Raw genomic sequence first — 13,286 nt, 5'->3', positions numbered from 1 at the left:
CTTTCATAGAGACTTGTTCTAGCATTTCTCCATTTTTGATAAAACCAATTTTATCTGCTATCTGTGAAATTTCCGATAATATATGACTCGATATTAGTATTGTAATTCCATGTTCCTTTGAAAGCGACAACAAAAGATTTCGAATTTCTTGAATTCCTATTGGATCTAAACCATTGATTGGCTCATCTAAAATTAACAATTTAGGTTTTGTTAGAAAAGCCCGAGCTAAACCAAGCCTTTGCCTCATTCCTAACGAAAAATCTTTTACTTTTTTAGTCGTATTTTTTAATCCGACCATCCTTAAGGCTCTTATTATATCTGATTCGGTAATATTTTTCCTCATATATTGCGCGTGAATTTCCAAAATTTCTTTTGCTGTGAGGTTTTCATAAAAAATTGGTGTTTCAATAACACTTCCAACTTGACTTAGAATCTCCTCTCTGTGATCTTGTAAATTTTTTCCAAAGATTTCAATACTACCAGATGTAACAGTTGATAAGGATAACATGCATTTCATTAAAGTTGTTTTCCCTGCGCCATTTGGTCCTAAAAATCCATAGATTTCTCCTTCAGCAATTTGAAGGTTGATACCACTTAAAATTTCTTCTTTATCAATTGTTTTAAAAACTTCTTTTACTTCAACAATATTTTTCATTTCTATCTCTCTTTCTATATCTAGCTTTAAATGCAAGAATTTTTCTTCAGGAGCATAAATACTAACTTATACAGTATCTTCGTTTAAATAAATCATCACAAAATTAGCACTTTCCTTCCATTAAATTTAGCTATACTACTTGATATTAATATCTTTTCTTGAAATAGTATAAATTGAAAATGAAGTAATCATTAAACTTATGAAACTTGCAAATATCAAAAAGAATAAGTTATCAGCAATATTATTAGATAAACCTCCTGGACTTACATTCGAAAGTAACGCTGCTAAACCAAGTCCTGAAAGCATTGTTATAGCTATTGAATGCCTAATCATACCTAAAACAAAAGGTAGTATTCCGATTAATACTGTTCCAACCGTAATTCCAGCTAAGTTAATCATTTGATTCGCTACTGGGATATAATTTGATTCAGTTACAACAGCCATGAATCTAATGAATAATTGAATCACTAAATGTGCAGAAAAATGGGCAATAAATGCTATTAGAATGACTGAAAGAATTTTTCCCCAAAGTAACTTTATTTTAGAAATAGGGTAAGAAAACAACTGAAAAATTGTTCTTCGTTTAAATTCATCAATAATAATCGTAGATAATAAATAAGATTCGAAATTCAAAAATGCTGCTTTTGTAAATAAAGATGAAAACAATGAAGCTACAATTGCCCAACCTTCCCATTTACCAGTAATTCTAATAACATTAGAATCCTGTCCAGTGAATTCTCCTAGTTTATTGTCAGTACCTAAACCCATAATAATGATTGCTGTAATACCTAACACTATAAATATAGTACACAACCAGGCTAAAAATAATTTAGATTTAGAAACTTTATTTAATTCAATTTTAATAAGCGACAACATAGATTATTTCCTCCAAAAAATTTTGTTAATATTAATTACACTATTTAAAAAGCATTTTACATACTTCTGGTATGTAAAAATTTAAAAAAGAAACATACTAAAGGTATGTATAATAGAATTTTTAATACCATATCTAGAATATGGTATTTTAAAAAATATCTATATGTAAAACTTATTTGGCACTTTTTAAGTGATCAAATAAGTTGAAAATCACCTCCATCATTTCATCAGAAATCAACTGCACCCCTAGTCCTTCAAAAGTAAGTTTAATGAAATTCATTTTACGCTTTAATTCTTCTACTGAATAAATAGAAATTTGGAACCCAATCCAAATATTCAATGTTAAAACAATCAAATCAGCTAGCTCTTCTGGATATTCTGTTTTAATTGATTTATCTTCAACACCTTCGAAAACTTTTTCTCTAATCCCTGGTAAAAAATCAGAAAATAAATTTAGATACTGTTCACCTAATAAACGTGGACTTCTTAACATAATTGAAGCTGAGTATACAAGCCTTTGTTGTTCTAAATTAGAGAACGCATCCATCAAAGAATTTTGTATTTTTTCTAATGCNGTATCTCCTCTCCAATTGTAATTTAAAATTTCCTGATTATTTTCGCTAATGATTGATTGCAATATTTCATCTTTAGACTCGAAATGATGATAAATAACACCTTTCGTCAATCCACCTAACCCATCGATTATATCTTGTATTGAGGTATTATCAAATCCTTTTTCTAAAAATAAATCTTTCGAAACTTCTAATATTTTTTTTCTAGTTTCATGTGAGTTTCTATTCCTTGCCATTATAACTCCTTTTCAACATACTAACGGTATGTAATCTCATTATAATGCAAGAAACTAATAATGTCAAGATTCTTTTTATCCCCTCTAATTTTCAAAATTCATTGGCAAACTACTATCCTATACAATTGACAGCTCAAATCTTTCAGAATAGAACAATCCTGACTATCGAACACCCTAACTTCATAAATATCCATGTAATTCTAGATCTAGAATTCCTATAAACTAAATGTTTTCGTACTCTTCTAAGTAATTGATTGCCTTAAATTTTAATTTTTGAAGGATTCTAAAGCTAGAATAGTCCCATCACAATCAGTTTTGAATGATTCACAATTTAGAAACACTATAGCTTTACTCCTGTTAAAATAAAAAGGAACTGCATAAAGCAATCCCTTTCTGATTTTGAAATTATTTACTTAAAATTTTATAGTTGAGATAATTAATAGCTCACCTATAAAAAGAGTTATAGTAAAATTCCTTATTTATTGATTTCAAGCTCCGACAACTGTGTTTGAATAACTGACAGTTCTGCACCAGCCTGAAGAAGAGCAGCTGCAGTATAGGCACCTTCTACAATTGGAACCCTGTTGATGATGATACTTTTATCACTGAAATCAGCCACCATTTCTAAGTTCATTTTAGCAGAACCTAGGTCAAAAAAGGCTAATAAAGTATCTGCTGGATTTTCGAAAACAACCCTATCTACTTGATTAAAACTTGTTCCAATTCCTCCATCTTCGGTTCCTCCTACATAAGTAATCGGAACATCTTTAGCTACTTCACTAATCAGTTCAACGACACCTTGTGCAATGTGTTTGGAATGTGAAACGATAACAAGACCAATACTTCCCATTAAACCACCCCAGTTTCTAAAAGAGCAGTAAAGAGTAATCCTGATGAGAATGATCCAGGATCAATATGTCCAAGAGAACGTTCTCCTACATAAGATGCCCTTCCTTTAGTTGCAAGTAAATCTTTGGTAGCATTCACTACCTGATCAATAAGCTCTTGAGTCAATTGGCCAGCAGACAAGGCAGCAATAACTGGAGTCCAAACATCAACCATTGTCTTTTCTCCAACTGTTGCTTTCCCACGTTTGACAATCATATCCAGACCACTTTGTAAGATTTCATCTATTTTCGAATTTGAATCAGCCTTGGCCATGCCCATAAAAGCAGAGCCATACAAGGGACCAGAAGCACCGCCTACCTTACTCAGTAGTTGCATTGAGACAAGTTTAAAAACATCACTGCTGGTCTCAAATTGCTTTCCTTCTAAGTTTTCCATAACTGCAGCCATGCCACGCGCCATATTTCCACCGTGGTCTCCATCTCCTATAGGGGTGTCTAGCTCACTAAGGTAATCTTTCTGTTCTTGAATCTTTTCATTAAAAAGCTTCATCCATTCAAGTGCTTGTTCAGCATTCATGCGACATTTCCTCCTTGAGTTTTACCAAGCTGGGGTAGTAACAGGTGCATTTAGAGCATCCAACCACTCATCATCTGCCAATCGAATCAATGTTAATGACAAGCCAGCCATATCGATTGATGTCATATAGTTTCCAATTTTCTTAAATGCCAACTCAACACCTTTTTCATGGAGTAATTTAGCCACATCATTTGCAAATACGTATTGCTCCATAAGAGGAGTGCTTCCTAAACCATTGATGAGAAGGCCATAGCGTTCACCATCCTTAAGCTGGAAACCTTCAGATAGTTTTTCAACTAATTCTGAAGCCAATAGTGCTGAAGGTTGCATTTTCTCTTTTTTATATCCTGGCTCACCATGAATACCAACTCCGTATTCAAATTCATCATCTTCTAGAACAAAACCTGGTTTCCCAACTTCTGGAACAGTAGCGCCAGATAGAGCTAAGCCAATTGTTTTAATTTCTAAGACAAGTTTGTCGGCCAAGTCCTTCATTTCAGATAATGATTTACCGGAACGAGCCGCATCACCCAAAATTTTATGGACTAAAATAGTACCTGCAACACCTCGACGGCCTTGGGTATATAGACTATTTTCAACAGCGATATCATCATCAACCACAACGCTTGCTACATCAATACCTTCCATTTCAGCAAGTTCTTGTGCAATTTCAAAGTTCATAATGTCACCAGAATAGTTCTTGATGACCATGAAAACTCCAGCACCTTCATCAGCCGCCTTGATAGCTTCTAAAATTTGGTCCGGAGTAGGTGAAGTGAAGACTGCTCCACAAATGGCAGCAGACAACATCCCATCTCCTACAAATCCAGCATGACTTGGTTCATGTCCTGAACCTCCACCTGAAATGAGTCCAACTTTTCCTGTCTTTTCTGCCTTTCTAACGATGACATCAAAGCCATCTAGGCGTTGAACCAAGTCATCATGCATAAATGACAATCCCTGCAGCATTTCATCAACAACTTGTGTTGGTTCATTTATAATTTTTTTCATGAGAAACTCCTTTCAGCATGTACCTTTGTTTTCGCTTTCATTATATATTTTTTACTGCTTGCTGATAAGGGACAGATTCTATTATTTGTCCCCTTTTTTAAACCCGTTTAAAAAAATTTTTTGGTAAAATGAAGTAAGTAAAAGAAAGGTTTCCTATGGCATCATCACTCATTACAAAAAAACGAATTGCCAAGGCATTTAGAGATCTATTAGCTACTAGAGAATTTGATAAAATCTCTATTGTAGATATCATGGAATCAGCTGGCATTCGTAGACAGACCTTTTACAATCATTTTCTTGATAAATATGAGCTGCTAGACTGGATATTTGAAACTGACTTAACCGAGTATATTACCAATAACTTGGACTTCATTTCAGGCCAAAAACTATTACAAGAATTGTTTCTTTATTTCGAACAAGAGCGTGACTTTTATATTCAACTTTTCGATATTCAAGGGCAAAATAACTTCTATGGCCACTTTATCAGCTACTGTCGCTTGCTTGTATCAAAAATTTTAAGAGAATACGGTCAGATTGATATCGATTCATCTGCTTATACTTGTTTTTTGCTAGACTATCATTCACACGCTCTAGCAGAAATCGTGAAGGCTTACGTCAATAAAAAAAGTCCAGTTCCACAACCAGACTTTCTAATCATGACAATTATTGGAAAGAGACCACAATGACATTTATTTCAAATCATAAACAGAAAATTATTTCAAGTTACATTTCGGCAACTGTCAGCAGTCACCCTGAATTAGAAAAACACCCTACCTTACCTTTAGTCTATCAAAAAAATCGCAATCCTCATCAAGTTCCAATATTGTCGGGTGGAGGTTCCGGTCACGAACCTGCGCATATTGGATATGTGGGAGAAGGAATGCTTACTGCTGCTATCTATGGCCAATTATTTACTCCTCCTACAAGAACTGAAATCTTAGAGTCCATTCGTTTTTTAAACAATGGTCACGGTGTCTTCATCATTGTAAAAAATTTCGAAGCAGACATCAAAGAATTTAGCTGGGCCATTAATACTGCTAGACAAGAAGGAATTAAAGTCGGCTATAGTCTAGCACACGACGATATTTCTATTGAACCTCGCAATAGATTTCAAATTAGAGGAAGAGGGCTTGCAGGGACTATTTTACTTCATAAAATTCTAGGATATGCAGCTCAAAATGGTGCCGACATCGAGCAACTAACTGATTTAGGTCATCAGCTTGCTCCCGAAATCGCAACAATTGGTTTTGCAACGAAATCGGCTAGTCTCCCCCAAGCCATCCGTCCACTATTTAACTTAGAAGAAGGAAATATTTCTTATGGCATTGGGATACATGGCGAAGAAGGATATCGTATCGTCCCATTCCAATCGTCGGAAATCCTTGCAAATGAAATTATAAGTAAATTAAGATTGCACTATCATTGGAAAAAGGGTGATCAATTTATATTGCTTGTAAATAATCTAGGTACTACTACCAACCTAGAAATGGGCGTATTTATCAATGATCTCCTTCAACTCTTAGAAATTGAAGGAGTCGCTATTACCTTTATAAAATCAGGAACATTTATGACCAGTCTAGATATGGCAGGTATATCCGTAACTCTTTGCCCTGCTAAAAATAAACAATGGTTAGAAGCGCTCAATGCTCCAACGACAGCTTTTGCATGGTAATTTAATTGTATAACTCAAAAGGGCTACATCACTTGATGGCCCTTTGCTTTTATCTTATACTCAATGAAAATCAAAAAGCAAACTAGGAAACTAGCCGCAGGCTGTACTTGAGTACGGCAAGGCGACGTTGACGCAGTTTGAATTTGATTTTCGAAGAGTATTACGTTTAAAAGAACTCATTCTTGCAATTTCAAATAGGCCATCTATCCCTTACAATTCTTCCGATGAGCTTTGAGTTTTTTCAGAGCCCAATCATAGTGGCTTGACGTACTACTGACAAAGTAAGAACCTAGACTTGTCCCTCCCGTCCACTTATAGATACCTTTGGTAAAGAGTTCATCATTGCTAAAAACTTCTATCAACTCTAAAACCTCCCTATGTGATTGTTCTAGGAGTCTAGTCGCTTCTTCTAAGGAGGTTTTCTGGTGCTTCGTCCAAAAAGCGATATTCATTTCTCCATAAGTTTTCCAATTATAAGGTTCAGGTAGAAAAGGCCTTTCGTTACCTTCTTGATTAGAATGTACCCAAGTCAAAAGTAACTGATGCCATTCATAAAGATGGATCAGAACATCTCTTAGATTTTTATCCCTTTTCCAGTGAGCTTCTTTTTTCTTTGGGTCTCTTGAAAAATCAAATGGAGTCTGTAGCTCATCTTCACTTAGTTGGGAGATGAAACGATTGAGCTTTTCATAGTTTTCCTTAGAGGCCAGCACTAGCTCCTCTTTTGTCTTCGGTCTAGGCACAGGAGTACTCCCTTCATTTTCAAGTAGGTTGAGGTTTTTTCTTACTTCATTATACCACAATAAAACTGGCTGTTTCTCTCAACAACCAGTTTTTTCATTTTTAAGCTAATTACTTACTGTTTTTCTTCTGAAAGAAAAGTGATACTATAGCCAAGATAGCAAAAGCTATACCAACATACCAGTAGGGTTGATCTAGTGTCGTTGAACGACCTGATAGATTGACAATTCCTCGAAAAAGCATTCCTGCTGTTAGTACTGCAACTGCGGAGTTCCACAAGTTTAGACTGAGTCGCCCTAAGTTTGGAATGGTTTTCAACAATAATACCAGAATGATACTCCCTACTAGAGGAACCACAAAGAGATAGTGCATATGAAGGGAGCTCTCCCCAAAACTAAAGGACTCGTAGATACGGCTAAATGCTAAAAAGAAAATAGTGAGTAGACTATAGAAATATAGGGGACTACACTAAAAAGCCATCCAATTTGGATGACTTTTTTTAAAACTATTTACTTAGTTCTCTGATTTTTTACTTTTTTTGAAAAGTGAAATACCAAAGATTCCAGCTAAAATAGCAAGAAGATTCATAGCTAATGGCGAATCAGAAGTTCCTGTATTTGGTAACTGAGCTTTTTCTGGATTTGATTTTTGATCAGTAGATTGAACATTTTCTGGTTGAACAGGTTTTGGAGCTGGCTCTGGATTCGGTATTGGCTTTGGATCCGGAGTTGGCTCTGGATTTGGAGTTGGTTTTGGATCTGGTGTTGGTTTTGGATCCGGAGTTGGCTCTGGATTTGGAGNTGGNTNTGGATNNGGTNTTGGNTTTGGATCCGGNGTTGGCTCTGGATTTGGAGTTGGTTTTGGATCTGGTGTTGGTTTTGGATCCGGAGTTGGCTCTGGATTTGGAGTTGGTTTTGGATCTGGTGTTGGTTTTGGATCTGGTTCTTTCTCATACTCATATATAACATGAGTTGTACCTTCTTTTAACTGACCTGTTTCAGGTGCAGATGTTGAAGAAACACCAACTAGATTGTATTTTTTACCATCTACAGTGATAGAAGACGGACGCTCATCTGCGTTTTCAGCAGCATTATAAGTCACAAGATTTCCATCAGATCCATAAATAGATGGTAATGGTGTGTCTTGATAAGTCTCCTTAATAGATTGATTTGTTCCTTTAATCACATAATCCACCACTACATCTCCATAATGAAGCGTAGAAACATCCTGATCAGCCATATCTTCAAATTCTGAAGCATAGTATTTAACAGAAGGATTGTATTTCAAGTTAAAAATTTTAACATAATTAAAGAAGGTCTCAGGATTAATATTAACATCATGAGGAATAGTTTTCCAGTCACCGTTATTTGGTGTGATATGAGTATTTTGGTTTGAAACTGACCTAATTAGATGATTATTCTGAACATAAGTATCATCTACTAAGCTTGGATTAGCTAGAGCACCATAAGTATTTTTTCCATTACTGTCTTTATAATATGGGCGAGTTTGAGGATAATCTTCTAGAATTTGGCAACCTTCTTCATATGAACCAAGCGTACCTTCTTGAGAACATTTCCAACCAAATCTAGCGTCAATTGGTAAGTACTTGATCTTCTTAGCTTCCTCCAAGGGTACGGTCACAGATATACGAAAAGCATTTGATCTCAATGTTTTTGAACTAACAGCATATATATTAACTTTATCATTGAAAGATTCACTTTCATCGTCATATGTTTCATAATCATTCATATTAACAATGGAAGGTTTCTTACCAGCCGCTAGTTCTTCTGCAGTTGGAACAATCTCCTTTCCATCAGTTGATTCCATATCTTTATTATACGAGAACTCTTTCATAGGAACATTGACATCTACAGGATTTTCATTAGCATCACGTGTTCCAATCAAAGTGAAATCAACTTTAGAACCAACTATTTCTGGTATACGAACACGAACGCCTTGGACTGTTTCGCCATGAGTACTTGAGTGCATTCCTTTAAAGGCTACGATGTAATTGTNGACGACACTTTTACCATCTTCACTAAAATGTGCTGGAAGTCCTTCAACATTGACATAACCGCCCTCATCAATGATATTGCTACCATCTGGTTCGTCTGATTTTCGTGAGGTGTCACTAGTAGGGTCTGGTGCAACCCTATTGTCTACTGAAGAAGTGTTCTCAGCATCAGTTGAATTAGTAATACCTAGTGTCTCTGAAACATTTGCTGGTTCGCTATTAGTTCCTTCAGCTTGAACTACTGACTGAGAAACTAAATTTAGAGCAAAGACAGACATTGNAATGATGCCAAACTTAGTAAGTTTTTTCATACAGTTTTTCTCCTTAATTAAAAGGAATCACGCATTAGCAAAATCCCACATATTAATAACATTTCTACAAAAATTATACCATATAAACGCTTAATTCACAAACAATCATTTAATAAGTGTAACAATATTACATGTTATTTGGGGATGGAAAATAATTATTTGATATTACATCATAAAGTACATAAAAAATTGAATAAAGATTCCTTCATTCGATTTTTTCTTTTAATTTCTCAACAAAGAGATAGGCTGCTGGACAGGTCAAAGTATTCTTAATCGTTAAATGGTTGATTTGATGGATCTTTTTGCGATCTGTATGGGGAAATTCCCGACAAGCCTTTGGACGAACGTCATAGATGGAACAGAGGTTATCTCCTCCTAAAAAGGGGCAGGGCATGGATTTGAAAACCTTATCACCATCTTCATCTACTTGCAAAAACTCCGCTTCAAAAGCTGGTAATTTCATCTTAAAGTACTTGGCGATTCTTGTAATATCCGCTTCTTTAAAGTCAGGCCCCAAGGTCTTACAACAGTTAGCACAAGCAGTACAATCAATCTCCGCAAAGACCTCTTCGTGAATCCGCTGGGCCAGCTTATCTAGATTTTTTGGTGGTTTTTTCTTTAAATTGGCTAAGACTTTACGGTGTTCCTTCTGTTTTTGCAAGGCTAACTGGTGGTAATACTCAATATCAATTTCTTTTGGCATAATTTCTCTCTCATATTGTTCGTTTTTTTAACTTTTAACATTTTAATTATAGTAACAAGAAGTTAGAAGTCAATAGCAACTAGACTTGCTTTTTATTTATAAAATATAAAGCTATATTTCTTATATCGCAAGGCCTATTATACCATATTTCCCCCCTGAAATTTTCTATATGGAAAAAGAACACCCTTCGATGTTCTTTTTTATATATCTGTCAATGGTGTTGCGGTATCCGGTGAGGTATCGTAAACCTTAAAGTCCACTCCTACACCTAGATCAGCTTGTGCTAGCTGATTGACCATGGTCATATGAGCCAGTTCCTTGATATTGTTCTCCTTAGATAAATGCCCAAGGTAGATTTTCTTAGTACGGTTTCCCAAGGTACGAATCATAGCTTCAGCACCGTCCTCGTTAGAAAGGTGACCGAGATCCGATAGGATTCGTTGTTTGAGTCGCCAAGCGTAAGAACCTGCTCGCAAAATCTCTACATCATGGTTGGACTCGATAAGATAGCCATCTGCATTCTCGACAATCCCCGCCATACGGTCACTAACATAACCTGTATCAGTCAGCATGACAAAACTCTTATCATCCTTCATAAAACGATAGAACTGCGGTGCGACTGCATCATGACTCACACCAAAACTCTCGATATCGATATCTCCAAAAGTTTTGGTTTTGCCCATTTCAAAGATATGCTTCTGCGAAGAATCCACCTTGCCAAGGTACTTGCTATTTTCCATAGCCTGCCAGGTTTTTTCATTGGCATAAAGATCCATACCATACTTGCGAGCCAAAACACCCACACCGTGGATATGATCTGAATGCTCATGGGTAATCAAGATGGCATCCAAGTCTTCTGGCTTGCGATTAATTTCAGCTAGCAGACTGGTGATTTTCTTGCCAGACAAGCCGGCATCCACTAAAAGTTTCTTTTTTGGGGTTTCCAGATAAAAGGAATTTCCACTGGAACCCGATGCTAAAATACTGTATTTAAAGCCTGTTTCACTCATTCTAGTCTTCTACTTCATCCTCCCATACTTCTTCTTTCACTGCATCCTTATCATAAGGGAGTACAATGGTGAAGGTTGATCCCTTACCGTATTCACTTTTAGCCCAAATAAAACCATTATGTTGTTTGATAATTTCTTTGGCAATAGACAGTCCCAATCCTGTTCCACCTTGGGCACGACTTCTAGCACGGTCAACACGGTAGAAACGGTCAAAAATACGTGGTAAATCCTGCTTAGGAATACCCAAGCCTTGGTCTGAGATAGATAAAATCATCTGATCATCAGTTGTCTTCATTGTCACTTTAATTTTACCACCATCTGGTGAATACTTAATGGCATTGTTGAGAATATTATCAATCACTTGCGTCATCTTGTCTGTATCAATTTCAATCCAGACAGAGGTAATGGGATAATCTCTGACTAATTCATATTTCTTCTCTTCATCTGGTCCCCTCATCTTATCAAAACGGTTGAGAATAAAGGTAATAAAGGCCGTGAAGTTAATCAGTTCCACATCTAGATGACTGGTCGCATTGTCAATCCGTGAAAGATGGAGAAGGTCTGTCACCATCCGCATCATACGGTTGGTTTCATCTAGAGACACCTTGATAAAGTCTGGCGCAACAGGTTCTGACAAGGCTCCCTCATCCAAAGCTTCAAGATAGGATTTTACACTAGTCAGAGGCGTCCGTAGCTCATGACTAACGTTGGAAACAAAAAGTCTCCGTTCGCGCTCTTCCTTCTCTTGCTCCGTTGTATCATGCAGAACGGCAACCAGACCTGAGATAAAGCCTGACTCACGACGGACCAAGGCAAAGCGTACACGAAGGCTCAGATACTCACCATTGGCATCCTGAGAATCAATCATGAGCTCAGGAATTTGGGTAATCAAATCACGCAGTTCATACTCATCTTCAATCTTAAGCAATTCTAGAATACTTTTATTGAGAACTTCTTCTTTCTGAACGCCTAGCTGTTTCTTAGCCATGTCATTAATCATGGTAATCTTACCACGACGATTGGTCGCAAGGACTCCGTCTGTCATGTAAGAGAGGATACTATGTAATCGTTTACTCTCTTGTTCCAGATTTTCTTGGGTCAACCGAATTACTTCTGATAAATCATTGAGATTATTGGTAATATTAGTGATTTCAGAGCTTCCCTGCATATCCAAAACCTGAGAATAATCTCCTGCAATCAGGTCTTTTACCTTTTGATTGATTTGCTTCAGCCGAATATTATCCCGACGATTTTCTAGTAAAAGCAAGGTCACGACTAAAATAAAGCCAAGTAAAATGAGGATAAAGATAAAATCACTGGTTAAAACTGTGTCTTTAATTAGTTTAATCATTATTTCTCATATAATAACCAACACCGCGACGTGTTAGAATATATTCTGGACGACTTGGTGTATCTTCAATCTTCTCACGCAAACGTCTGATAGTTACATCAACAGTCCGAACATCTCCGAAATAATCATAACCCCAGACAGTTTCAAGCAAGTGTTCACGCGTAATTACTTGACCGATATGAGACGCCAAGTGATACAAAAGCTCAAATTCACGGTGGGTTAAATCTAGTTCTTCACCGTATTTTTTAGCCACATAAGCATCTGGCACAATCTCCAAGTCCCCAATTTGCAAGGTTTGGGTTTTCTTTTCATCAGAGTCTTGATTATCTACAGAAACCAAGTCCGTACGACGTAGAAGAGCTTTGACACGCGCCTGCAACTCACGATTTGAGAAAGGTTTGGTCACATAGTCATCCGCCCCCAGCTCTAAACCGATAACCTTATCAAATTCGCTATCCTTAGCCGAAAGCATGATAATAGGCACACTACTGGTCTTACGAATAGTCTTAGCAACTTCTAAACCATCAATTTCCGGAAGCATCAAATCCAAAATAATAATATCTGGCTGCTCTGCTTCATATTGCTCTAACGCTTCACGACCGTTAAAAGCAGTTACAACCTCATAACCTTCCTTGGTCATATTAAACTTGATAATATCCGAGATTGGTTTTTCATCATCTACAATTAATATTTTTTTCATATGTTCACC

The 13,286-nt window shown here is 36.4% G+C and carries 14 protein-coding genes and 1 pseudogene; 2 read left to right on the top strand and 13 right to left on the bottom strand.

All coding sequences use genetic code 11. The annotated features are described in order from the left end of the window. The 6 genes from D8837_RS04940 to dhaK form a co-directional block, all read right to left on the bottom strand. The coding region (locus D8837_RS04940; RefSeq protein WP_125456385.1) for an ABC transporter ATP-binding protein at nt 1–655 on the bottom strand (655 nt) is incomplete at its 3' end. A gap of 135 nt (nt 656–790) precedes the next feature. Next, nucleotides 791–1,531: an ABC transporter permease gene (locus D8837_RS04935; RefSeq protein ID WP_125456384.1), complete on the bottom strand. Its 741-nt coding sequence runs from the start codon at nt 1,529–1,531 to the stop codon at nt 791–793. A gap of 172 nt (nt 1,532–1,703) precedes the next feature. After that, entirely contained in the window at nt 1,704–2,339 is a 636-nt protein-coding gene (locus tag D8837_RS04930) for a TetR/AcrR family transcriptional regulator (RefSeq protein ID WP_049510724.1), read from the bottom strand. Nucleotides 2,340–2,814: 475 nt separating this feature from the next. Continuing rightward, a complete protein-coding gene (gene dhaM, locus D8837_RS04925) occupies nt 2,815–3,189 on the bottom strand; it encodes a dihydroxyacetone kinase phosphoryl donor subunit DhaM (protein ID WP_115904358.1) in 375 nt (124 codons plus the stop codon). Then, the gene (gene dhaL, locus D8837_RS04920; RefSeq protein WP_115904359.1) at nt 3,189–3,764 is read right to left on the bottom strand and encodes a dihydroxyacetone kinase subunit DhaL; all 576 of its coding nucleotides are present in this window, start codon (nt 3,762–3,764) and stop codon (nt 3,189–3,191) included. Before dhaL ends, dhaM begins: the two co-directional genes overlap by 1 nt. A 21-nt stretch (nt 3,765–3,785) precedes the next feature. Further along, nucleotides 3,786–4,775: a dihydroxyacetone kinase subunit DhaK gene (dhaK, locus tag D8837_RS04915; protein WP_125456383.1), complete on the bottom strand. Its 990-nt coding sequence runs from the start codon at nt 4,773–4,775 to the stop codon at nt 3,786–3,788. Between the two features lie 155 nt (nt 4,776–4,930). Here dhaK and dhaS point away from each other — a divergent pair, with 155 nt between their 5' ends. Continuing rightward, nucleotides 4,931–5,461, top strand: coding sequence for a dihydroxyacetone kinase transcriptional activator DhaS (gene dhaS / locus D8837_RS04910; protein ID WP_115904361.1), 531 nt, complete (start codon nt 4,931–4,933; stop codon nt 5,459–5,461). Beyond that, on the top strand, nt 5,458–6,447 hold the full coding sequence (gene dhaQ, locus D8837_RS04905) for a DhaKLM operon coactivator DhaQ (RefSeq protein WP_125456382.1): 990 nt from the start codon (nt 5,458–5,460) through the stop codon (nt 6,445–6,447). Before dhaS ends, dhaQ begins: the two co-directional genes overlap by 4 nt. Before the next feature lie 203 nt (nt 6,448–6,650). Here the strand turns inward: dhaQ and D8837_RS04900 are convergent, their stop codons facing one another. The 7 genes and pseudogenes from D8837_RS04900 to yycF all read right to left on the bottom strand — a co-directional run bounded on the left by D8837_RS04900 (nt 6,651) and on the right by yycF (nt 13,277). Then, nucleotides 6,651–7,190, bottom strand: a complete 540-nt coding sequence (locus D8837_RS04900; protein ID WP_125456381.1) for a ClbS/DfsB family four-helix bundle protein — start codon at nt 7,188–7,190, stop codon at nt 6,651–6,653. 109 nt (nt 7,191–7,299) lie between these two features. Continuing rightward, a pseudogene (locus tag D8837_RS04895) lies at nt 7,300–7,638 on the bottom strand (hypothetical protein); the annotation flags it as partial. A gap of 63 nt (nt 7,639–7,701) precedes the next feature. After that, complete coding sequence (locus tag D8837_RS04890) at nt 7,702–9,513, bottom strand: LPXTG cell wall anchor domain-containing protein (RefSeq protein WP_125456380.1); 1,812 nt, start codon at nt 9,511–9,513, stop codon at nt 7,702–7,704. 205 nt (nt 9,514–9,718) lie between these two features. Further along, nucleotides 9,719–10,216 (bottom strand): YkgJ family cysteine cluster protein, encoded by a 498-nt coding sequence (locus tag D8837_RS04885; RefSeq protein ID WP_125456379.1) that lies wholly within the window; start codon nt 10,214–10,216, stop codon nt 9,719–9,721. 200 nt (nt 10,217–10,416) lie between these two features. Then, nucleotides 10,417–11,226, bottom strand: a complete 810-nt coding sequence (locus D8837_RS04880) for an MBL fold metallo-hydrolase (protein ID WP_000004964.1) — start codon at nt 11,224–11,226, stop codon at nt 10,417–10,419. Between the two features lies 1 nt (nt 11,227). After that, complete coding sequence (vicK, locus tag D8837_RS04875) at nt 11,228–12,577, bottom strand: cell wall metabolism sensor histidine kinase VicK (RefSeq protein ID WP_125456378.1); 1,350 nt, start codon at nt 12,575–12,577, stop codon at nt 11,228–11,230. Further along, on the bottom strand, nt 12,570–13,277 hold the full coding sequence (gene yycF, locus D8837_RS04870; RefSeq protein WP_125456377.1) for a response regulator YycF: 708 nt from the start codon (nt 13,275–13,277) through the stop codon (nt 12,570–12,572). Before yycF ends, vicK begins: the two co-directional genes overlap by 8 nt. Nucleotides 13,278–13,286: the final 9 nt, after the last annotated feature.

The organism is Streptococcus mitis, from assembly GCF_003942965.1.
GTDB classification, from domain to species: Bacteria; Bacillota; Bacilli; order Lactobacillales; family Streptococcaceae; genus Streptococcus; species Streptococcus mitis_BH.
Note: the sequence above shows the minus strand (reverse complement) of the source record. Positions and strands in the feature narration are given on the sequence as shown.

Bases quoted from the DNA above. Each gene is read 5' to 3' on its own strand.
- dhaS (WP_115904361.1), top strand. From the start codon at position 4,931: ATGGCATCATCACTCATTACAAAAAAACGAATTGCCAAGGCATTTAGA.
- dhaL (WP_115904359.1), bottom strand. From the start codon at position 3,764: ATGAATGCTGAACAAGCACTTGAATGGATGAAGCTTTTTAATGAAAAG.
- yycF (WP_125456377.1), bottom strand. From the start codon at position 13,277: ATGAAAAAAATATTAATTGTAGATGATGAAAAACCAATCTCGGATATT.
- dhaM (WP_115904358.1), bottom strand. From the start codon at position 3,189: ATGGGAAGTATTGGTCTTGTTATCGTTTCACATTCCAAACACATTGCA.
- D8837_RS04935 (WP_125456384.1), bottom strand. From the start codon at position 1,531: ATGTTGTCGCTTATTAAAATTGAATTAAATAAAGTTTCTAAATCTAAA.
- D8837_RS04885 (WP_125456379.1), bottom strand. From the start codon at position 10,216: ATGCCAAAAGAAATTGATATTGAGTATTACCACCAGTTAGCCTTGCAA.
- dhaQ (WP_125456382.1), top strand. From the start codon at position 5,458: ATGACATTTATTTCAAATCATAAACAGAAAATTATTTCAAGTTACATT.
- vicK (WP_125456378.1), bottom strand. From the start codon at position 12,577: ATGATTAAACTAATTAAAGACACAGTTTTAACCAGTGATTTTATCTTT.
- dhaK (WP_125456383.1), bottom strand. From the start codon at position 4,775: ATGAAAAAAATTATAAATGAACCAACACAAGTTGTTGATGAAATGCTG.
- D8837_RS04880 (WP_000004964.1), bottom strand. From the start codon at position 11,226: ATGAGTGAAACAGGCTTTAAATACAGTATTTTAGCATCGGGTTCCAGT.